At 39.1% G+C, this 22,890-nt stretch carries 19 protein-coding genes and 1 pseudogene; 11 read left to right on the top strand and 9 right to left on the bottom strand.

What is annotated here, in order from left to right:
• Positions 1–505 (bottom strand): twin-arginine translocase subunit TatC (tatC, locus tag V7659_RS00005; RefSeq protein ID WP_335537357.1); only part of this gene is annotated, 505 nt, incomplete at its 3' end.
• A gap of 63 nt (positions 506–568) precedes the next feature.
• A complete protein-coding gene (locus tag V7659_RS00010) occupies positions 569–766 on the bottom strand; it encodes a twin-arginine translocase TatA/TatE family subunit (protein WP_335537358.1) in 198 nt (65 codons plus the stop codon).
• Positions 767–1,017: 251 nt separating this feature from the next.
• Here V7659_RS00010 and V7659_RS00015 point away from each other — a divergent pair, with 251 nt between their 5' ends.
• Positions 1,018–2,205 (top strand): amidohydrolase, encoded by a 1,188-nt coding sequence (locus V7659_RS00015; RefSeq protein ID WP_335537359.1) that lies wholly within the window; start codon positions 1,018–1,020, stop codon positions 2,203–2,205.
• 126 nt (positions 2,206–2,331) lie between these two features.
• Positions 2,332–3,267, top strand: coding sequence for an HPr(Ser) kinase/phosphatase (gene hprK / locus V7659_RS00020; RefSeq protein ID WP_026568094.1), 936 nt, complete (start codon positions 2,332–2,334; stop codon positions 3,265–3,267).
• Positions 3,268–3,585: 318 nt separating this feature from the next.
• Here the strand turns inward: hprK and V7659_RS00025 are convergent, their stop codons facing one another.
• Positions 3,586–3,732 carry a hypothetical protein gene (locus tag V7659_RS00025; protein ID WP_335537360.1) on the bottom strand — a complete coding sequence of 49 codons (147 nt, stop codon included), beginning with the start codon at positions 3,730–3,732 and terminating at the stop codon, positions 3,586–3,588.
• A gap of 155 nt (positions 3,733–3,887) precedes the next feature.
• Here V7659_RS00025 and V7659_RS00030 point away from each other — a divergent pair, with 155 nt between their 5' ends.
• On the top strand, positions 3,888–5,219 hold the full coding sequence (locus V7659_RS00030) for a hypothetical protein (protein ID WP_335537361.1): 1,332 nt from the start codon (positions 3,888–3,890) through the stop codon (positions 5,217–5,219).
• 60 nt (positions 5,220–5,279) lie between these two features.
• Here V7659_RS00030 and V7659_RS00035 read toward each other — a convergent pair whose 3' ends face one another.
• Complete coding sequence (locus V7659_RS00035; protein WP_335537362.1) at positions 5,280–6,323, bottom strand: CdaR family transcriptional regulator; 1,044 nt, start codon at positions 6,321–6,323, stop codon at positions 5,280–5,282.
• A gap of 577 nt (positions 6,324–6,900) precedes the next feature.
• Between V7659_RS00035 and dapA the strand changes: the two genes are divergently transcribed.
• From dapA to V7659_RS00065, 6 genes are all read left to right on the top strand, one after another.
• Positions 6,901–7,797: a 4-hydroxy-tetrahydrodipicolinate synthase gene (gene dapA / locus V7659_RS00040; protein WP_335537363.1), complete on the top strand. Its 897-nt coding sequence runs from the start codon at positions 6,901–6,903 to the stop codon at positions 7,795–7,797.
• Between the two features lie 25 nt (positions 7,798–7,822).
• Positions 7,823–9,148: a gluconate:H+ symporter gene (locus tag V7659_RS00045; protein WP_335537364.1), complete on the top strand. Its 1,326-nt coding sequence runs from the start codon at positions 7,823–7,825 to the stop codon at positions 9,146–9,148.
• 152 nt (positions 9,149–9,300) lie between these two features.
• The gene (garR, locus tag V7659_RS00050) at positions 9,301–10,188 is read left to right on the top strand and encodes a 2-hydroxy-3-oxopropionate reductase (protein ID WP_335537365.1); all 888 of its coding nucleotides are present in this window, start codon (positions 9,301–9,303) and stop codon (positions 10,186–10,188) included.
• Between the two features lie 160 nt (positions 10,189–10,348).
• The gene (gene gudD, locus V7659_RS00055; protein ID WP_335537366.1) at positions 10,349–11,701 is read left to right on the top strand and encodes a glucarate dehydratase; all 1,353 of its coding nucleotides are present in this window, start codon (positions 10,349–10,351) and stop codon (positions 11,699–11,701) included.
• Between the two features lie 205 nt (positions 11,702–11,906).
• Complete coding sequence (locus V7659_RS00060) at positions 11,907–13,034, top strand: glycerate kinase (RefSeq protein ID WP_335537367.1); 1,128 nt, start codon at positions 11,907–11,909, stop codon at positions 13,032–13,034.
• A gap of 109 nt (positions 13,035–13,143) precedes the next feature.
• On the top strand, positions 13,144–13,854 hold the full coding sequence (locus tag V7659_RS00065) for a FadR/GntR family transcriptional regulator (RefSeq protein ID WP_335537368.1): 711 nt from the start codon (positions 13,144–13,146) through the stop codon (positions 13,852–13,854).
• A gap of 31 nt (positions 13,855–13,885) precedes the next feature.
• On the opposite strand, the gene V7659_RS00070 is transcribed toward V7659_RS00065, so the two are convergent.
• Together V7659_RS00070 and V7659_RS00075 are read right to left on the bottom strand one after the other, a co-directional pair.
• Positions 13,886–14,680 carry a 3D domain-containing protein gene (locus V7659_RS00070; protein WP_335537369.1) on the bottom strand — a complete coding sequence of 265 codons (795 nt, stop codon included), beginning with the start codon at positions 14,678–14,680 and terminating at the stop codon, positions 13,886–13,888.
• A 332-nt stretch (positions 14,681–15,012) separates the two neighbouring features.
• Entirely contained in the window at positions 15,013–15,930 is a 918-nt protein-coding gene (locus V7659_RS00075) for an aldo/keto reductase (RefSeq protein WP_335537373.1), read from the bottom strand.
• 290 nt (positions 15,931–16,220) lie between these two features.
• On the opposite strand from V7659_RS00075, the gene V7659_RS00080 reads away from it, so the two are divergent.
• A complete protein-coding gene (locus tag V7659_RS00080) occupies positions 16,221–17,762 on the top strand; it encodes a flavin monoamine oxidase family protein (RefSeq protein ID WP_335537370.1) in 1,542 nt (513 codons plus the stop codon).
• 71 nt (positions 17,763–17,833) lie between these two features.
• On the opposite strand, the gene V7659_RS00085 is transcribed toward V7659_RS00080, so the two are convergent.
• Together V7659_RS00085 and rluF are read right to left on the bottom strand one after the other, a co-directional pair.
• A complete protein-coding gene (locus V7659_RS00085; protein ID WP_335537371.1) occupies positions 17,834–18,373 on the bottom strand; it encodes a helix-turn-helix domain-containing protein in 540 nt (179 codons plus the stop codon).
• Between the two features lie 33 nt (positions 18,374–18,406).
• Complete coding sequence (gene rluF / locus V7659_RS00090; RefSeq protein WP_420491341.1) at positions 18,407–19,114, bottom strand: 23S rRNA pseudouridine(2604) synthase RluF; 708 nt, start codon at positions 19,112–19,114, stop codon at positions 18,407–18,409.
• 263 nt (positions 19,115–19,377) lie between these two features.
• Here rluF and V7659_RS00095 point away from each other — a divergent pair, with 263 nt between their 5' ends.
• Positions 19,378–20,565, top strand: a complete 1,188-nt coding sequence (locus V7659_RS00095) for a L,D-transpeptidase family protein (protein ID WP_335537372.1) — start codon at positions 19,378–19,380, stop codon at positions 20,563–20,565.
• 153 nt (positions 20,566–20,718) lie between these two features.
• Here V7659_RS00095 and V7659_RS00100 read toward each other — a convergent pair.
• Positions 20,719–21,102, bottom strand: a pseudogene (locus tag V7659_RS00100) (protease); the annotation flags it as partial.
• Between the last annotated feature and the right edge of the window lie 1,788 nt (positions 21,103–22,890).

The following is a 22,890-nucleotide window of genomic DNA, read 5'->3' on the forward strand; positions in this document are numbered from 1 at the left end:
TGATAATCACTGGTAGTTCGAATAAAAATCCAAATGGCAGCGTCATATGAATTAAAAACATAAAGTACTTTTCTGTTGTAAAGAAGGTCATGAACATTTCCTCTGACATCGAGAGGAGGAATTGAAATACTGTTGGAAAAATGACAAAATAGCCGAAGCAAATTCCAATAATAAATAGAAGGAATAGGGCTGGAATATAAGCCAGTGTTACTTTACGTTCCGATTCCTTCAATGCAGGACGGACAAACAGCCAAGTCTGATAGGCGGCCATTGGAATGGTTCCTGCAATCGCAGCGACACTTGATAGGATCATATAGACCCATAAGATGTCGCTCGGTCCTAATATGGCCAGTTTCACTTCTAAGTCCTTCACTAGCCACTGATATATGTCCTGTACATAGATAAAGGATACAATGAAGAAGAGGATAAAAGTTCCTAGTACAAATATGAGACGTTTACGTAACTCTTCAAAATGACCAATAAGAGCCATATCGTGGTTTTTCATCGGGTCCTCCTTATGAAAAAGAAGATGCAAGCCTCCTTACATCCTCCTAAAATATGATTTGGATTAAATTGCCTTCTCCTCTTTTTTGTGCTGTGTTTTTACGGGCTCATCATCGGAAACTAAATCTCTCGTAGATTTTTTGAATTCCCTTAATGTTGAGCCAACTGCTCGGCCTAATTCCGGTAATTTTGAAGGGCCGAAAATGATTAAGGCGATGACAAGAATAAGAATCAAACCAGGAATTCCAATATTTTGTAGCATTTAAAATTTCCTCCTCTTATATGTTTTCCTTTGTTGGCTGTAAAGTGCTTAGTGGATTTTCCTCTCCACCTATGATTATAGGTTACTACCATGACTATGTTAATTAAGGGAGTGTAAAGAATTGTAAATAAATGATTAATTCTGACTTTACAAATAGTGGAAAATAAATACCTGAAAAGGACATGCTAAGTAAATGGTTGGAATGGGAAATCTAGCACCGTGAGATAGTAAAATATGGGGGGAATTTAAAGATGAAAAAACAATTAATGGTAATGTTAGAAGCACGGAAAGATGAAATGATTCAAATTCGCCGTTATCTGCATGAAAATCCGGAGTTATCCTTTAAGGAAGAAAAAACGGCACAATATATTTTAGACTTTTATAAGGGGAAGAATGTTGAAATTCAGTCGAATGTTGGAAATGGTCATGGGATTATCATAACAATTAAGGGTGGAAAGCCAGGGAAAACGATTGCTCTTCGTGCTGATTTTGATGCCCTTCCGATTCTGGAGGAAACAGAGCTACCCTTCAAATCTAAGAATGAGGGTGTCATGCATGCCTGCGCTCATGATGGGCATACGGCCTATTTAATGATTCTTGCGGATTGCCTTATTCAATTAAAAGATGTAATACCAGGCACTATCAAAATCATTCACCAGCATGCAGAGGAAGTGCCGCCGGGCGGTGCCAAAAGTATCGTTGACTCAGGGGTGCTTGCTAATGTTGAAAACATTTTTGGGATTCACTTACTTCCCATGGCTCCTGCTGGTCATGTAGGCTACCACAGTGGTTTTTCGATGGCCGGAAGATCATATTTTAAACTGAGGATTCAAGGTGTTGGCGGACACGGCTCTTCCCCACACGCGGCAAATGATGCTATCGTCGCTGGTGCTTATTTTGTTACAGCTGTGCAAACGATTATCAGCCGCCGGTTAAATCCATTTGATATGGGAGTTATTACAATTGGTTCCTTTGATGGAAAGGGTACCTTCAATGTCATAAAGGATTGTGTTGAATTAGAAGGTGACATCCGCTACATGACTGGAGAAACAAAGGAAATCATTGAGAAGGAATTACGCAGGATTGTTAAGGGAATTGAAGCTGAATTTGGTGTACAATGCGAGTTAACTTATACGTCCGACTATCCACCACTTTATAATAACCCAGAGGTAACTTTAGCAGTGAAAAAAAGCTTGGAAAATGCAAATGATCCAGATATTAAGCAAGTTGCCCCGTTCCCTATGATGTCACCATCCGATGACTTTGCTTATTATTTAGAAAAAATCCCAGGCTGTTATTTTTATATTGGATGTACACCAAAAGGTGTGGAAAAGCCATATTTTAATCATAATCCAAAATTTGATATTGATGAAGAAGCACTGATAGTTGCCGCTAAATCAGTAGGCTATATAGTTTGCGGGTACTATGAGTTAGATTGATTTCCCTAGTGGAGAGGTGTTTGATTTAATCCAGACTTTCAGGAATTCGTTCGTAAATGGATGACTGTTCTATTATTCTTCAGTATAATTCAACTATAGGAAGACTATTAGGACGGTGAGTATAGGGTGAAAAAAATAACAGTTGAAAACTTGGTTCGGAAGTTTTCATTGAAAGTACTGGCCGGTGAAGATCAACTGCAGAAAATGATTACGCAATCACGGGTTCATCGCCCAGGCTTGGAATTTGTTGGCCATTTTGATTTTTTTCCAACAGAACGAGTTCAAATTTTAGGGAAAAAGGAAATTACTTATTTACATAAGTTAAGTAAAGAGGAACGTAGAATACGAATTGGAAATATTGTTCATTATCATCCGCCATGTTTTATCGTTACAGCTGGCGAAGAAGGACTTACCTATTTAACCCATCATTGTGTTGAACAGGGTATTCCTTTGTTAGTGACGAATAAACCTGAGATAACATCAGAATTTATTACCAAATTGGATGCATTTTTAGTAAAGGAATTGGCGCCAGAAATCGCTGTGCATGGAGTTTGTATGAATGTGTCTGGGATTGGAATCTTACTTCGCGGGAATTCAGGGGTAGGAAAAAGTGAGACGGCCCACACGTTAATTCGCCGGGGGCATCGGCTGGTTGCGGATGATATTATTGTCCTAAAGAAGCTTAGTCCGCAAACCATTCTGGGTACTCATGATGGGAAAACCAAGGAGTTTTTGGCTCTTCGAAGTATCGGCTTGTTGAATGTAGTTCGCTTATACGGCCGTAAGGCTTTTCAAGATGAAACCCGTATTGCTCTTGATATTCATTTAACTAAATGGGAAAAGGATGCCTTATATAATGATTTGGATCAGGAGTTCCACTATACAGACTATATGGGTGTTAAGATTCCATCAATGGAAATTCAGCTCCAGCCTGGTCGTGATGTGGCGGGGTTAATTGAAGCAGCAGCAAATAACTGGTACTTGAAGCAGCAAGGATACAGTGCAGCTGAAGAGTTCATGAGCAGGATTGAGGCCGATATTGTAAACTCTGGTATGGAGTAACGAGATTTAAGTAATAGTTTGCTAGATTTGGTCATCATCGCCCTGATGATGACGCTTTCTTCTTCCATCTTGCAGGGATTTGGTCATCATTGGCTACATGATACCTTAGCATCCTCTCTCACATTTCTAAACATCTGTCTTATTAGGAACTGGATGGTTGGTTACAATGGTTAGTCTCGTTTTCCTCACCCCTCCTTAAAAGTAGCTTATTACGAGAACATCCCCATGCTCCGTTACCTACCATTTTTTCGGGAGTTACCTAAGTTTAACGGTATGATTGTGAACACTTTATGAACGATAAAAATAAAAAAACTCGGATTAACTTTCCCGAGTTTTATTTGGCATGACGCTTTCCGCAGTTTCGATTATGCCCCAGTCCATTATATTCTTTCTTTTCACTTCTTCGTATATTGTTGAACTTTGCACATCGTCATTCTTTTTTTCATTTGAATGCTCTTTTTCCATTATTCATCACCTCTTTCCATTTAGTTTGGGTAAAAAAGGATAAATTACTCGAGTAGTCACAGAAAATTAAATTGACTTCATAGTAGGATTCATATGAAAATTAAAAAAAACGAATAGGAGATTTTTTCCCCATATTCAGTCAGGGAGAGGTTTGAATGCGGAGTTATCTCATTTTGGGGATGTGTGTATTATTTTTAATTCAGTATTTCTTAGGGCTTGAATGGCTTCAATTTGTGGTCGTCGGACTTTCTTTAGCCGCTTTTATGAGCAGTGCCTTTAAGGCAAACCCCTTTCCACGCTGGCTCGGTATTTTCATGATGACGGCCGGATTAGTGATTGAATGGAAAAAAGGGACTGGTGTAGAAGGAATAAGTGATGGGATCTTTTTAATTCTGCCATTGCTTTGCCTGCTGACCTTGGCACCATTATTATCCATTCCATTAAGATTAGGTGGTTACTTTGAATCCATCGCTGTTCTCTTACGTAATTTATTGCACCAGCCAAAAAGGCTGTATGCGGGAATAACTGGTACGCTTTTTTTATTAGCACCAATCTTAAACCTAGGTTCCGTTCGAATCATTCATGAATTTTTGGAAGAAATAAAGCTTCCGTCCCTCATGTCTGCGAAAAGCTATCATGTAGGATTCACCACGGCGATCTTGTGGTCACCGTATTTTGGGTCTGTGTCACTGGTCCTTCTTTATTTAAATATTTCGTATAAAGACTTTATCGCCTATGGAATCGGCTTATCGTTACTGTCTTTATTAGTAGGGAATATTTTGTTTGCCTTCTGGGAGAAAGCGCATCCTCTCGCAGATGAGCTGGCGCCGGTGGTACCATTGGAAAAATCACATCGTAATCAGCTGATTAAGTTAGTATTATTTGTGGTGATCCTGATGAGTTCTTGTTTGATTATTGAGATATTGACCCACTGGTCGATGATTGTTATTGTATGCCTGGTTTCCATCCTTATCCCCGTCTTATTTGGGGTTGTGACTAAAGGCTGGAAACAGCTGATTCCGCCCATTATCGATTTTCGCGACCGAACCGTACCCATGCTGAATAATGAAATTATGTTATTTATGAGTGCCGGCATGTTAGCCTTTGCTTTGAAAGGAACCAAAGCTGCCAATGGAGTTAGTTCCTTCCTCAGCCAATTGGCACACCAATCATTTATCTTATTTGCTTTGGCTGTAATGCTGATTGTCTTATGTATCACTTATATTGGAATTCACCAGATTGCTGCGGTGGGCGCTCTAGCCATGCAATTAAATGCCGCCGAGTTAGGGATGAGTAATATAGGACTTGCGTTACTTCTGTTACTCGTCTGGTCGATTTCAACTGCGTTAAGTCCATTCTCAGGTTTGAACTTAATGGTCAGCCGATTTTCAGGAATTTCAGGTGTTCAAACAGGACTGCGCGCGAATGGACTCCATCTATCAATCTTTGCTCTAATTGGAATTGTCATAATTTCATATATTGGTTGAAAGATAGATTAAAAAAAAATCAGCCTTCACATAGGCTGATTTTTTATGCAATAACAACTTTTACTCAGAATCCTGCATTTTATAAATAACATAACCAGTATAGAGTTGAAATAAATCCGTGAATTTTTTTGGATTTTTGTTTGTCAAAATTTCAATCCTCTGTAAACGATAAGCTAAACTGTTCCGATGGATATGAAGTTCCTTAGATATGGCATTCATATCCCCACTGTTTTTAATATAGCAAAGAAGTGTGTCAATAAGCTCTTGCCCTTTAGGTGTAATCTCAAGCTCCTGAAAAAAATGACTAATTTCGCTAAAAGACTGATCTTTATTGGTCAAATAATCAATAAACTTTAGCTCCTGATAATAACAGAAAGTGGAGGGCTTTCCTAGTTTTTCTGCGATACCGATTGCTCGCTTTGCTTCGTGTACGGACTTTGCTACATGCGTACTGCTATCACTGATTCCAATTTTAGTACTCTGTTGGGTAATCATCGGTTCTAATCGCTTTAAGAGATCACTATCAGTTGGCACAATGAATAAAACATTAGATTCATTCATTTTGAATGTAAACTCCTGCTCTTTTAAATATGGTTCTTTTATCGTCTCCCCTTTCACGATAATGGCCTTTCTTTCCAATTTAAGATTGATGCCTATAGCTTCCCCATTATTGATAAAAGCTGCATCATATTCATCCAATCGAAATACCCACTGATATAAAAACTCTTCCTTCATTTGCTCTTGTATTCTACGTTCTCTAAACAAAAATTCCTGGTTAATTAATAATTCCGCCGTAACGCGGACTAACTCAGCAAAAGGTTCAACAATCGTAGGCTCTCCACTAATACCAATTACCCCGATTATTTCCTGCTTGAAATGGAATGGGATATTAACACCTGGCTTTGAAGAGCCTTCTGAATCATAAATGGAGACTATCGTTCCACGTTCAACTGCTGAGATGGCCCCTTGATGAAAAGTGCCGATTCGATGGGTGTTCCCACTTCCAATAATCATCCCCACTTCATCCATGATGTTTACATTATAAGGAATAACCATCATTACTTTATCCGCTATCTCTTGAGCGAGAGCTCTATTTATTTTCATATGTGGTTCCTCCTTTAGGAATAAAGGTTTTCTAAATGTTTTGTAAGTTTGCCTAAAAAATAATAAGGTTTCTTAGCAATTTGAATGATTGATTTATTTGTAAGACAATTATACAATAAAAATGTAAACGGTTACTAGAAATGATAAAAAGTTTAAAATATGTTTGATTTATTGTAATAAAACGGTCACATGAGCTTATCTTGATAATTTTAAACTTATATAAAACCATAATCATCTTGTTCATTTGCCTAAAAAAGTATAGATATACTTTAGCAAAATGAATGAAGAAATTTACACCGAAGCCGTTTACAATAGACATGTGAAGAAATTCACAAATAAACATAACATCAGTTAATCATTAAATGTACTCCATTATCACATGTCTATTATTTGTAACAACTTTCGCATAATTGGTCACTCCAAGAGGTTATTATTAGATTACTAAGTTTGAAATAGTGCTAATCAAAATAATAATCTTTTTCAAAAACAAGCTATGTGAAGTAGTTCACAATTTTGACAAACTTAATGGAGTTTCAGGAAATTTGTAAAAAATGAAGAGCGAGGAGGAGTTAAATCAATGTTTAAGCCAAAAGGGGTCATTCCCGCATTAGTCACACCTTTAGATCGAAATGGTAACTTGATGGAAGATGCTTTAAGAAAAGTAATTGATTACACAATCGCAGGCGGTGTTCATGGGTTATTCATTCTAGGGAGCAGCGGTGAAATTTACGGGTTAACACCAGAGCAAAAGCGCAGGGTTGTGGAAGTTACAGTCGATCATACAGCAGGAAGAGTGCCAGTTTATTGTGGAGCCAGTGAGATTACAACGAGAGATTGTATCCAAACTGCTCAAATGGTTGAAGAAATTGGCGGTGTATCAGCACTATCTGTCCTTACTCCATACTTTATGTCACCAACTCAAACGGAGTTAGCTGAGCACTTTAAAGCAATTGCCAAGTCAACAAATCTTCCTGTTATTCTTTATGGAAATGAAGCACGTACCCAAGTGAAAATTGATGTGAAGACGTGCGAAGAACTTAGTAAGGTCGACAACATTATTGGAATTAAAGACTCGAGCGGTGATATGACGAAAACAGCTGAGTACTTACGTGTGACTCCTCGTGAATCTTTTTCCGTATTACTCGGACGCGACACACTCATTTATGCAGGTTTATGTCACGGTGCCACTGGTGCAATCGCAAGTACAGGAAATATTGCTCCTAAACTAGTAGCAGATATTTACAATACATTTGTAGCTGGCGACTATCAAAAATCGCTAGAATTGCAGTTTAAACTCGCTCCATTACGCTTAGCAGTAGACAAAGCAACATTCCCTGTTGTATTAAAAGAAGGTTTAAGAATGGTAGGAATTGATGTGGGTTATTCATTTGCGCCTGCAGCAGAGATGAATCCAGAAAGCAAGGCAATCTTAGAAAATGTTTTAAAAGATTTAGAACTCTACCAAATTTATTAATTTCCTAAGGGAAGGAAGAAATAACATGCCATTATTGTATGTTGCCTTAGCAGTTGTCCTTTTACTAGTTTTAATGATTCCGCTAAAAATGAACGGGTTCATAGCCCTTCTCTTGACTTCTATATTTGTCGGTCTCCTCGTGGGCATGCCATTAGATCAAATTTGGGAAACCATTGGTGATGGCCTCGGAGGTCAATTGGGCGGTACGGCCCTTATTGTTGGTATCGGTGCTATGCTTGGAACCGTTATGGCTGATGCGGGAGCCGCACAACGTATTGCCACTAGTTTAGTAGACAAGATGGGAATTAAACGGATTCAAATTTCTATATTAATTGCTGCATTTGTGCTTGGTATAACGATGTTCTTTGAAGTAGCGTTTGTCTTATTAATCCCACTAGTATTTGTTATTGCACGTCAAACAAAATTAAATCTATTATGGGTTGCTTTACCAATGTCAGTTGGGTTATCAACTTGTCACAGTTTCCTTCCGCCACACCCTGGACCAGCAGCAGTTGCTGACGTTTTCCACGCCGACATGGGATTGACTCTATTATACGGTTTAATTATTGCAATACCTGCGGCTACTTTTATCGCACTTACATGGACTAGATTGCCATTTATTAAAAAAATTAATCCAGCCATCCCTGAGGGGATTGTTACAAACAAAACGTTTAAAGAAGAAGAAATGCCATCCTTTGGATCAAGTATTTTCGTTGCTCTTATTCCAGTAATCCTTATGGCAATTGATGCTTTCTCAACTGTATTTTTACCAGAAGGTAACAAATTTAGGCACGCAATGGATTTCTTCGGTTCATCAGAAATGGCCCTATTAATCGCTCTCTTAATCTCTATGTGGCTGCTTGGACCAAAAATTGGCCGCCCATTAAAAGATGTTATGCAGTCTTGTTCCAATGCAGTTAAGCCAATGGCAATGATCATTTTGGTTATTGGCGCAGGCGGCGCATTTAAGCAAGTACTTGTTGATGGTGGTATTGCCGATTATATCAAAGATATCACAGGTGGTTGGAACATGTCTCCAATCGTGCTTGCTTGGATCATTGCAGCTCTCTTACGTATTGCTCTTGGTTCGGCAACAGTTGCCGTTATGACTGCTTCTGGAGTAGTACTTCCTATTGCACAAGCTTCAGGAATTAGCATGGAATTAATGACACTTGCGGTTACATGCGGAAGTATTGCTTTCTCTCACGTAACTGACCCAGGCTTCTGGATGTTTAAGGAATACCTTAATTTATCTGTCCCTGAAGCAATAAAAATTAGAACAACTTATACAACTGCACTTGCCATCATTGGTTTAATTGGTGTTTTACTTCTTAATATGATTATTGGATAATTACATTCTTTTGAGTCAACCGGGCAGTAAATGATAATCCCCTCCCCATTTAATTGGGATTTGCTGCCCGCCATGGTTTCGAAATTTCTAACTAAGAAAGGTACCATCCAGTACCATTCTTTTAATAAAAAAACTGTAGGAGTGAAGTAGAAATGAAGAAAATTGGATTTATTGGACTAGGAATTATGGGTAAGCCTATGAGCAAAAACTTGATCAAAGCTGGTTACCAGTTAATCGTTAGTGACTTTAATAAAGAGGCTGTAAACGAACTTGAACAATTAGGTGCAGAAGTAGAAACAACTCCAAAAGCAATTGCTGAAAAAGCAGATATCGTGATTACTATGCTTCCAAACTCTCCAAACGTAAAAGCTGTTGCTTTAGGAGAAAACGGACTAATCGAAGGTGCACGTGAAGGATTAATCTATATTGACATGAGCTCCATCGCACCGGCTGCTTCTCAAGAAGTCTATCGTGCATTAATCGAAAAGGGCGTAGAAATGCTAGATGCTCCTGTTAGCGGCGGAGAGCCAAAGGCAATTGATGGTACGATTTCTGTTATGGTTGGCGGTAAGAAAGAAGTATTTGAAGAAGTGCAAGATGTTTTAGCAGCAATGGCCGGATCAGTTGTCCACGTGGGTGAAATCGGTGCTGGTAACGTAACAAAGCTTGCAAACCAAGTCATCGTTGCATTAAACATTGCAGCTGTCTCTGAAGCATTTGTACTAGCTCAAAAAGCTGGAGTAAATCCAGAAGCTGTCTATCAAGCCATCCGCGGCGGTCTAGCTGGAAGTACAGTATTAGATGCAAAAGCACCAATGATGTTAGACCGTAACTTCAACCCAGGTTTCCGAATCAATTTACACATTAAAGACTTAACAAATGCGCTGGAAACTAGCCATGAGTTCGGCGCTCCGGCTCCATTAACTGCAGCTGTTCTTGAAATGATGTATCAATTGAAGGTAGACGGTCATGAGTTCGATGACCATAACAGTTTATTAAAATACTATGAAAAATTAGCGAATGTCGAAATTTCACGATAATTCATTGAAAAAATACTATAGAGAACGTGGCATGGTAGAATTCTGCGTTCTCTCTTTATAAAAACGAGGCTGTGTTAAATTTATTTGTTGATTTTCGCTGCAATCAACGGATAAGTTTAACACAGCCAAAAACTAAATCATTTTGATTGGAGATATCCCCATGAAAACAGTTGAGAAAGTGATAAATGCTACTCCAGTTGTTACAGAAATGGAAGTATATCCTGTTGCTGGCCGTGACAGTATGTTATTAAATCTTAGCGGCGCACACGGTGCCTATTTTACTAGAAACATTGTGATTTTAAAGGACAGCAATGGTAATATCGGTGTTGGTGAAGTACCAGGCGGCGAAAGCATCCGCAAAACGCTTGAAGATGCAAGGGCTATTGTAGTCGGCTCATCAATTGGTAACTATAACAATATCTTAAATAAAGTAAGAAAAGAATTTGCCGGCCGTGATTCAGCTGGCCGCGGTTTACAAACATTTGACTTACGAATTACGATTCACGCCGTTACTGCGATTGAGGCTGCCCTCCTTGATCTATTAGGAAAGCATTTAAATGTCCCTGTTGCCGCTCTTCTAGGTGAAGGCCAGCAGCGTGATAAAGTAAAAACACTTGGATACTTGTTCTATATTGGCGACCGTAATCGGACGGATTTACCTTATTACGGTAATCCGGATTCTGAAGTGGAATGGTACCGAATCCGCCATGAAGAAGCGTTAACTCCTGAAGCAGTTGTACGTCTAGCCGAAGCATCACAAGCGCTTTATGGCTTTAAAGACTTTAAGCTTAAAGGCGGCGTTTTGGAAGGAAAAGAAGAAATCAAAGCGATTAAAGCACTAAAAGAAAGATTTCCTGATGCTAGAATTACCCTTGATCCAAACGGTGCTTGGTCATTGAAAGAAGCGGTTGAGCTTTGTAAGGATATGCATGGCATTCTAACCTATGCAGAAGATCCATGCGGTGCGGAAAATGGTTACTCTGGCCGTGAAGTTATGGCGGAGTTCAGAAGACAAACAGGTCTTCCTACAGCAACGAATATGATTGCGACGGACTGGCGTCAAATGGGCCACACGATTTCACTGCAATCAGTTGATATCCCACTTGCTGACCCTCATTTCTGGACGATGCAAGGTTCTGTGCGTGTAGCACAAATGTGTAATGATTGGGGACTAACTTGGGGATCTCACTCCAATAACCACTTTGATATCTCACTTGCGATGTTTACTCATGTGGCTGCGGCAGCTCCTGGTGAAATTACAGCAATTGATACACACTGGATTTGGCAGGAAGGAATTGAGCGTTTAACGAAGGATCCATTCCAAATCGTGGATGGGCACTTAGCGATTCCAGATAAGCCTGGTTTAGGTGTTGAAGTAGATATGGACCAAATCTTGAAGGCACATGAAGTATACAATAATATGGGACTTAACTCTCGTGACGACTCAGTCGGTATGCAGTTCTACATCCCTGGCTGGAAATTTGATAACAAACGTCCGTGCCTTGTCCGCTAAAAAGGAAAGCGGAAGCGCCTTGATCAGGGACGACTGGCATAAGACGAGCCGGCGAGAAGGCTGTTCTTTAGCCCTCTTGACGGATTGGCTTATGACCCGAGTCCCTAGGCGCTGTAGCTAGACAATTCTTTAAATAGGGTGACTTCTTAGTCACCCTTCTCTTTTCAAAATATAAAAATTTATTAAATGTAAAGGACAGATTGTTATGAAGTTTGTACTAGCTCCCGATTCATTTAAGGAAAGTATGACAGCAAAGAAAGCTGCCCTTGCAATGGAAAAAGGGGTAAAAGCAGTATTTCCTCATGCGGAATGTGTGATCGTTCCCATGGCTGACGGCGGAGAAGGAACAGTAGAGTCTCTCGTGAGTATGACAAACGGAGAAATCATAAAAACAGAAGTCATTGGTCCATTAGGAGAAAAAGTGATCGCAGAATATGGCCTTTTAGGCGAAGGACAAACGGCCGTGATTGAAATGGCCAGTGCAAGTGGTCTTGAATTAATCAAACCAAAAGAAAGAAACCCGTTACTGACAACAACCTATGGAACGGGTCAATTAATCAAACATGCTTTAGACAAAGGTGTAAGGCGGTTCCTGATTGGAATTGGCGGAAGTGCCACCAATGATGGCGGGGCAGGAATGCTGCAGGCACTGGGAGTTTCATTTAAGGATCAAGATGGAAATGAACTGCCGTTTGGTGGTGGAGCGTTACATCGACTACATTCCATTGACATGAGCGGATTAGATGAACGGATTAAAACCGTGCAAATGGATGTTGCCTGTGATGTCACCAATCCATTAATTGGCGACAATGGAGCATCGGCTATTTTTGGTCCCCAAAAAGGAGCAACCCCGGAAATGGTGAGTACTCTTGACCAAAATTTAGCACATTTTGCTGAAGTGATTAAGAAACAATTAGGTGAAGATATTGCCCATTTGGATGGCGCTGGAGCGGCAGGCGGACTTGGTGCGGGGCTATTAGCTTTTTTAAATGCCCAGCTTAAAAAAGGAATTGATCTAGTCATTGAGTATACCGGCCTCGAGGAGCAAGTCAAGGAAGCAGACTACGTTTTTACAGGAGAAGGCAGCATTGATGGCCAGACTTTGTTTGGTAAAACACCTTATGGCGTTGCTGCGATCGCTGAAAAATATTCTGTTCCGGTGATCGCGTTTGCTGGTCGAATTGGCAATGGAGTAGAGTCCCTTTACGACAACGGATTTACTGCGATTATTGGGATCTTAAAGGGTGTGACTACATTAGAGGAAGCACTCGAATGTGGGGAAGAAAACTTAGCTTTTGCGGCAGAAAATGTATGCCGTGTATTGAAAATATAGTAAACCGAACGCTGCTAATATACGGCAGCGTTTTTTGTAATCGCTGGTGAAAAGGGATAGGAATAGATTATAATAGGCTTACAAATTTGGTAAAACAAGGGGCCTAACGATGGACGAAACTCCTAAAAAAATAAAAGTTGATTCAGTAAACCGCAATACTTTATCCAAGCAGGTAGTCCAAAATATTATCCAACTATTGGTTAGTGGTCAGATGAAACCGGGCGAGAAACTTCCTACGGAAATGGAATTAATGGAAATACTTAATGTCAGCCGCCCTGTGTTACGGGAGGCACTTAGTTCTCTCGAATCATTGGGCGTTATTCACCGAAAAACGCGGGAAGGTACTTTTTTTAATAATAAAATTAGCAGTCATCCCTTTTCCATCATGCTATCCCTGGCACACGATAATCTGCAGGCAATGGTAGAAGCCCGAATGGCCTTAGAATTGGGATTAATTACGATTGCTGCTGAAAAAATCAGTGACGAAGAACTCCAAAGGCTAAAAGAAACAATTGATACGATTGCCAACAATAAAGACAGTGACTATAGCGAGGCAGACCTTGAATTCCATCGGATCATTGCCTTAAGTGCTAATAATCCGATTGTCGAAGGTATGATTGATACATTAATCGTTACCCTTGTTAAAATCAATAGTGAAATAAAAATTCGCGAACCAGAGCGAACCATTCAGCATCACCTGGCTATTTATCAAGCATTGGAAAAAAGAGATCCTTTTGAGGCATTTCATCAAATGTTTTTACACCTTGATTACGTTCGCCATAAGGTTTTAAAAGAATATCCTAAAAATGCCACCCCTTGATAAGTAAAAGGGGTGGCATTTATTAAGCAGATTAATTTATTATGGTTACCTTCAATTGTTTTACACCAAAATCAATGGCATCCTCTTCTGAAGGAATAAAGACATCAATTCGGTTTCCTTTAATAGCTCCGCCAGTATCTCCAGCGACAGCTTCACCATAGCCTTCTACATATACCTTACTGCCAAGCGGTATAACTGATGGGTCAACGGCAATCACTTTCTTATCTGGGTTTGCCTTTAGGTTAATGCCAGTAGCGGTAGTCCCAGAACATCCCTCACATGAAGCTGTGTAAGCTGTAGCTCTCACAGTTATTTGCTTTGAACTGTCAGTTTTCGTTGACGCAGCTTCCACCTTAGGTTCACTTTCCTTTGGTACTTGGACAGCTTCTTTATGTACTGTCTGTTTTACTGTTTTTTCTGTTACAACCGTAGTAGTAGTAGTTGAAGTAGTAGTAATATTAGTAGTATTTAAACCTTCATAGATTAATAGATTTAATCCAGGATGGATGAGATCGGTAGTTAATTTGTTCCATTCTTTAAGCTGCAAAACAGTTACTTGATAGTCTCTTGCTATCTCCCATAATGAGTCACCTTTTTTAACAGCATAATGTTTTTCTGGTGCGATGGTTAAAACATCCCCAGGATGAATGAGGTCTGTAGTCAGATTGTTCAACTTTTGAATATTTTCTAAAGATGTATTATTTGTACGTGATAGATCCCAAAGGGTATCTCCCTTTTTTACTGTTACTGTTGCAGCTTGTACATTAGCACTTACAGTTACTGAGAGTACAGCAACTGCTAAAATTGATAGTATTCTTTTAAGCATTCTTTTACCCTCCATGTTCTTTGGTTGCTAAGTTTTCTAAATAGTAACATAGAATTTTCTGAAACAAAGAACAGGGGTATGTTAATCTCTTTACATCTATGGCAAGTATATTGCGATAGTATTTCTGAGTTTATTTAATAATCTGAAAATATAGCTATTTTACAACTCTTCATAGTAATAAGCCCAGCAGTGGCAATTGCTGGGCTTAACTTCTATTTATTACAATAATGTTACATACTTCAGTTTTTTTATTAAAAAATTGACAACATATACCATCATTACCACTATTTTTTATCTTGAAAAACTAATTTTTCTCCCAATTAGGAGTTTCTTTACGGAAGAATATTACCGGCTGCCCGGTAAATACGATACCATTCCTCACGAGTCAGTTGAATGTCCGACGCTTTGCAGCACTCCTTTAATCTGTCGATATTCATTGTCCCGATTACTGGCTGCATATGGGCTGGATGACGTAAAAGCCAGGCGATCGCGATGGTAGTATTGCTGACTCCATATGTAGCGGCAATTTCATCAATCTGTTGATTCAACTCCGGAAACTTCTCGCTTCCTAGGAATACCCCTTCAAAGAACCCATATTGGAATGGGGACCATGGTTGGATAGTGATATCGTTCAAACGGCAATAATCGAGAACACTTCCGTCCCGGTTGACAGCGGAATCATTCTCCATGTTGACATTAATTCCGTTTGAGATCATCGTGGAGTTGGTGATACTTAATTGCAGCTGGTTAGCTACAAGTGGCTGCTTTACAAACTTCTTTAGCAGTTGAATCTGCATCGGATTTTGGTTGGAAACGCCAAAATGACGAACTTTTCCCGAAGTTTCAAGGATATTGAAGGCCTCAGCCACTTCCTCAGGCTCGACAAGTGCATCCGGGCGGTGCAAGAGCAGGACATCGAGATATTCGGTTTTCAGCCGTTGTAAAATCCCATCGACGGATTCCAAAATATATTCTTTTGAAAAATCAAACATTCCCTTTCGAATCCCGCATTTAGATTGCAGAATGATTTTTTCACGAATATCTGCATTCATGTGGATAGCATCTGCGAATATTTCCTCGCATGTGCCGCTGCCGTAAATATCAGCATGGTCAAAGAAGTTTGCCCCTTCTTCTAAAGCAGATTGAACAAAACGCTCCGCCTCTTTTTTCTCCAGCGAGTTAATACGCATACAACCAACAGCTACGACTGGCACCTCTAACGCACTGCTTCCGAGTTTCATGGTCCTCATCATTTTTTCCCTCCAATTTTAAAACTGGGTGATTGATATCATAGATTAGATAAATAGTTCATCCTTTCTACCGACATGATCACCACATTCATTCATAAATATTTTGACACACGAGAAGAATATCTCAAAGAATTCTATCGTTATTAATTAAAATAAATTTAAATCAAGGAACTGGCTGCTTGTCTCAGGCAAATTTAACCGCCATGCATATTTTATTGATAACCACTATCCCGCGATAGTTCATCAATCATTTCGCATGGTTTTATTTTGCACAAAGGAGTTGGTTTTTCTTGGCACGAACACCATTAGCTAGTATACTGCAGAAATCATTTGCGTTGGCAGATACTGAAATGGAGAATAAATTATCTACTGGACAAGCTAATCCATTAGATCACAATCATTTACAAAATACGCAGTATACCCCGACAAAGGTTAAAAGTCAGCCGCTGAATCAAAAGATTGTCATTGTGGGGGCAGGTTTGGCAGGCCTCACCTGTGCATATCGGCTTAAACAAGTGGGAATCACTGCAACAATTTATGAGGCTTCTGAACGGGTAGGAGGGCGTTGTTGGACGAGGAGAGGTTACTTCAAGGACGAGCAAATTGTCGAGCGTGGCGGGGAATTAATAGATACTTGCCATTGGGAGATTCAAGAGCTTGCAAAGGAACTGGGCTTAACATTAGACCATTTAATCATGTCGGAATCCTTCAATACCGAGCCATTTTATTTTTTTGATCAACGTCCATATTCCTTTCAGGAGGTAACCGATGACTTTATAGAAATCCTCCCCAAACTAAAAAAAGATCTTCAAGAAGTAGGTGAAACGACCCTTTATAATCGTTATACCCAGCGGGGCTTTGAGATCGATCATTTGTCGATTGTTGACTATATCAATGAAACGGTACCAGGAGGCATCGGGTCTAGGTTCGGTAAACTATTAGCTGTTGCCTATTCGATTGAATATGGAGCAGACGCCCATGAGCAGAGTGCACTAAATCTTCTTTATTTGTTAGGATTTGCGGAAAAAGAGAACTTTCGAATGTATGGTGATTCAGATGAAAGTCTTCATATAAGAGGTGGCAATGATCAAATTCCTGCTTTATTGGCAAAAAATCTTCAAGAACAAATAAACTTTAATTCCGAACTAATAAGGATCGACCAATACAATCCAGAGAAAATAAGGCTCATTTTTCGAAATAAAGAAGGAGAATGGGAAGTTTTAGCCGACAAAGTCATTCTCGCAATCCCTTTTAGTATTTTAAAAAAAATAGATTATCAGAATGCAAGATTTTGTCCATTAAAGGAGGCGGCGATTGAAGAGCTAGGAATGGGTATAAATACAAAACTGCATGTTCAATTTATCGAACGGTTTTGGAATGAGCTTGGAAATAATGGTGAAACATTTGCGGATACAGGTTATCAGCAGACATTTGAATCATCACGGGCACAACAAGGTAAATCCGGAATTCTTGTTAATTATACAGGAGGTGAAACGGCGGCTCAGCAGTTTGCTGTCACAGATGGGAAGTTAAAAGAGACGACGCTTAGCTTTCTGGACAAGCTAGAACCTGTCTTGCCAGGAAGCGTTAATAAGTGGAACGGGTTAGCCACCATCGACCATTGGCTTAGTAATCGGTGGAGCAAAGGGGCTTATTCATATTGGAAGGTAGGCCAGTATACGAAATTTGCCGGAATTTTAGGAGAACGGGAAGGCAATATCTTTTTTGCTGGTGAGCACACATCAACCCTGTACCCAGGATATTTAAATGGTGCGGTCGAGACTGGTGAGAAGGCTGCACAGGATGTAATCCATGATTTGAAAATAAAGTAGAAACATAAATAAAAGGCTGACATATTGAAAGCTGCTTGTCGTCCCGCCTTGTCAGCCCTTTGTGGGATAAATTAAAAAATATCTCTTAATTCACTATCAGAATAAATCGAAATGAGGACAACTGCCTTGCCGTCACCGATATTTTTAACAAAATGAGGTACACTTGCGTTCCAGCTGAAGGAATCTCCTTCTTCAATAATCATGGAGTCTTCGCCTTGCTCTGCTAGGACTTTTCCCTCTAGCACCAAGTGGCATTCTTCCCCTTCATGAGCATTTAATTCACCCATAGAAGCACCCACAGGAAATTCTACAATCATCATTCTTAATCCTCCTTTAGAGGTTAAATGCTCGATTTTCAAGTGGTTAAAAGTAGAATGAGTCCGCTCATTTTTTCTAACAACACGCATATGCTCTTTTTTTTCTAATAATAAATAGGGTAAAGGAACCCCAAGAAAGGTTGCTATTGTTTGCAGCGTGCTAATCGAAGGGGAGGTGTTATTGTTTTCGACATTGCTGATAAATCCTTTGGACAGCCCTGTCCCTTCACACATTTGCGCAATGGTGATTTTCTTTCGATTTCGTATTGCACGGATTTTTGCTCCTATTTCCAAATGACCCACCTCTGGTGATCCGATTATTCTTACTTACCATTCTTTAGGTTGATAGTTTAAGTCAGCAAACAATTGATTCTTTTCTTTTTTTGACAAGTCGCGCCATTGTCCAATCGGCAGATTTCCTAGATGAATATTCATAATTCTAGTCCGCTGCAGACGGACAACCCCATAGCCAAGTGCCGAGCACATCCGGCGAATTTGACGGTTTAACCCTTGTGTTAAGATGATTTGAAATACATATTTAGACATCTGGGTTACTTTACATGGTAGTGTCTTTGTATCGAGAATTTCTACACCCGCTGCCATCTTCTTTAAAAATTCTGGAGTGATTGGTTTATCGACAGTGACGATATATTCCTTTTCATGCTTATTTTCGGCACGTAAGATTTCATTAACAATATCCCCATCGTTCGTTAGAAGAATGAGGCCGTCCGAATCCTTATCCAATCGTCCAATATGGAAGATTCGTAAGGGATGATTGACTAAATCAATGATATTTCCTTTTATATGTCTTTCTGTTGTACTCGTAATTCCAACCGGTTTATTTAAGGCGATATAGACATAATTATGAGCAACTCTAATCTGGCTCCCGTTGATTCGAACATCATCCCCTGGCTCCACCTGACTGCCCATTACCGCCACTTGCCCATTAATTGTAACTTTTCCTTCACTCACTAACTTATCCGCGCCTCTTCTAGATGCCTTCCCAGACTCGCTAATAAACTTATTAATACGCATGATACACACCCTAAATGGAGAATTGTATTTTTACCATACCCAACTGCCACCGTTTTTTCAAGTCCTTCTGGTGCCTGACACCAGACAGAGAAGAATATCATATTTAATCTTGGAGAGGAAATTGTCGAAAAGAGAGAGATTTTCAAATTAAATTTCTTAAAAAACAGGAAAGTAGGATTACTTTTCCTCTTATTTTTTGACAAAATATTCCGATTACCTATGTTACTTTTAATAGTAATAATTACATAATTGGGGAGATTACGATGAAGAAACTATCTATTATTTTTGTCTTGCTGTTTAGTATATTCCTATTTACGAGTCAAGCAGATGCTAGTGGCGGTTCACAGTTAATTATTATTAATAAAAAAACCAACACGCTTGCCTTTTATGAAGGTGGAAAACTAGTTAAAACATTTAGAGTGGCTACAGGTCGAACCAGGTCACTTACTCCAGAAGGCACATTTAGAATTGTTACTAAAATCGTTAATCGGCCCTATTATAAATTGAAAATCCCTGGAGGGGATCCACGGAACCCTTTAGGTAATCGCTGGATGGGATTAGAAGCAAGAGGAACCTATGGTACAACCTATGCGATTCATGGAAATGCCAATGAAAATTCAATTGGCACCTATGCAAGTTCAGGATGCGTTCGGATGCATAATTCAGAAGTGCGCTGGCTTTATAGTCACGTTAAAAAATATACATTAGTTATTATCACCCATACGGATAGCAGCTTTGATTCCATTGCCAAAGCGAACGGTTATGGCAACGGTTGGGTCGAATTAAGCGGGAACAAGTATTATTATGTGGATGGTGATGTAAAAACTGGCTGGCAATCGATTAACGGAAAAAGATATTTCTTTAATGACGAAGGAGTAATGCAGACCGGCTGGCTTACCCAGAATGGGCAGAAATATTATCTTAATAAAAAAGGTGTCATGAAAACAGGCTGGATTGAAAAAGGCGATAAGAAGTACTATCTTGATCAAACGGGTGTGATGAGAAAGGGCTGGATTGCTGACAGCGGAAAGAAATATTATCTAGACAATAAAGGGGTTCTGCAAACCGGCTGGTTATCGTTCGATGCGAATCGGTATTATCTCGATAACAGCGGTGCAATGAAAACAGGCTGGCTGGCCGATGGGGGAGAATGGTACTATCTTGATGATTCAGGCTTAATGAAAACAGGGTGGATCAATTCTGAAGGCAGATGGTATTTTCTTAATGATCAGGGTGTAATGAAAAATACACAGGAACTAGTTAACAATAGTCAGTGGGATTATCTCGACAAAAATGATGATACCGAAGCGGACTGGTCAAATTTACTAACAGAAAAGTACAAACTAAACAGTAATGAGTCAGTCGTGACTGGCTGGTTGAATTACAAGGAAAAATGGTATTACCTCTATGTTAGTGAGGATATGGTTGCCAGTGCGTTGAGTGAAGGGTAATTATGCTGGTAGGTAAAATGCCTAATAGATTAATAGACATGTTTAAGTGCCTCTAGAAGGTGCTTTTTTTTTGCAGTGGAGCTGGGTGCTTAACGGATCTAAACAAGCAAAAAACTACCCTCAGAAGCCTCAGAGAGTAGGTTTAATGTTAGGTTATTTGAAGATTAAAACTTTACCAACTGTACCATCCGCACTTTCACCAACTACACGGAATTTTAATCTGTAGTTTGGCACGTTACGGCCAGCATCAACTAGACCAGGATTGCTAAAGTTAGCACTGTCATCGAATAGTGGGTTACGTTGAGAGAGGTTATCTTTCATAGTAACACCAAATTCCGGGATATTTGAATAATCTAAGAACATTTTATCAGTTTTACTAAGCCCAAACGCAGCATCATGGACTTGGTAGCGAGTGGCAGCAACAGCTTTATCGCTCCAGTAATTTGTATGTTGATCAGCATCTACGACTCCAACGAAACCATCCCCTGGGTGGATTCCAGTCCAGTTGTTGTCATAAGTTTCATCAACATACCAGACAAAATGTCTGAATTTTTGCTATTAATTAACAAATTCTATCTCATTTTTTAAAAATTGATTGATTAATAATCTTTAAATTAATGACTTTAGTAGGGGGGAATGAATTATAGCTATCTATTATATTCTGTTATTGGTACTGAATAGATATGATTGAAATTGGGCAGAGCATAAAAGAGGCAAGTTTACATTTTTGTATACGTGTTTACATTATGTATACTTAGTGTTTACAAAAATGTAAACGTGTATACAAACTCGTACACATCACGTAATGGCGCTATGTATACAGGTTTGTAATCGTCGTTTACAAATATCTTAATAACAGCGGTACGATAAAAAACGTAAGTTTACTGATGTGGAGATCGGGATTATCTGATAACACGACCGTGATGAAAACCAGTGGGTTGAGTCAAACCTGAAGGAGAGGGTCTTCATTATTGTTCGAGGTGTTATGGAAATTACGATGGAGCTTTTAACAATAGGCTAGAGGGATATCTATACAAAAATGAAGACATAGAATCTGATGGGGCAAATTTATTAGCAGAAAAATACATATTAAACAGTCATTAGTCAGTCGTGACCGACTGGTTGAATTACAAGGAGATATGGTATTACCTCTATGTTAGTGAAGATATGATTGCCAGCTCCATGAATGAAGGGTAGGGGACTATGCCTCTCTCCATCCTTTGATGGTGTGTGTTTTATTTTTTTTGCTAGAAGGAGTAAGAATTAAAGATCAAAGGTTTGTGGTTACGAGAGGAGTTATGGAGCTAGTATACATTTTTGCAGACATGTCTACGAATTTGTATGCTAGTTTACATTTTGTATACTTTATGTTCACAAAAACGTTTACGTGTAGACAAACCTGTATACATCGTATAACCAAACTATGGGTACAGGTTTGTGATCATTGTGTACAAAAGCTTGAAAACATCGTTGGTGTGAAATCAGGGTAGATAGCGGACAGAGGAATGTTATTCTTTCGATTTCTTGCGTCATGGTCATGAAAACTCTCAGGGCAGCTCTGATGACAGGTGGTAAGATGGCACTTTCTTCATGATAATGAGGGCAGAAAGAACACTCAGGCTCCCCTCGTCAACAATCAGTGGGGATCATCTCGACAAAGATGAAACCAATGATTCAAATGGTTCGAATTTATTTGAGGAAATGTACAAACTTATAGTAAATACAAAATGATGGCGTTGTGGTTAAAATAAATAAAGTAATGGTATTACTTATATTCTGGCCGGGTTAAAGGTCATTTACGACTTTGTAACGATGTTGGTTGAAGAGGAAATCAACATCTAAGTTTAATACAGCCCTATATCTTAGTAAGGATATTAGTTTTCCAGCTCAATGAGTTTAGGTCAGCGTATTATGTCCTTTTCCTTCCTATGATACTGAATAGTTTAAGCTCACCTTTGATGGTATGCTTTTTTGCCAAGAAATATAATGAGTAAAATAGTGAATCAAATATGGGGAATTATTGCAAATATACAATTTGTATACATGTTTACACTATAAGTGTACTTGTTTACAAATTGTATACTAGGTGTTTACAAATTCGTTTACGTGTAAACAAATCAGTAAACATGGCGAAATAGAGCCTTGTACACCGATTTGTCATTGATGTTTACAAAATGTATACAAGGAGCTGAAATTTACATATTGTTTACAACTTTACAGTTATATTTTTTTTGCTGAGAAATCTTGAAGAATCTATCAATCTTCTATAACCTTAGAGAAGGAGCTAGAATTACATACGCACTTTTAAAAATAAATCTATAAATT

The organism is Neobacillus drentensis, from assembly GCF_036966985.1.
GTDB lineage: Bacteria > Bacillota > Bacilli > Bacillales > Cytobacillaceae > Neobacillus > Neobacillus drentensis_E.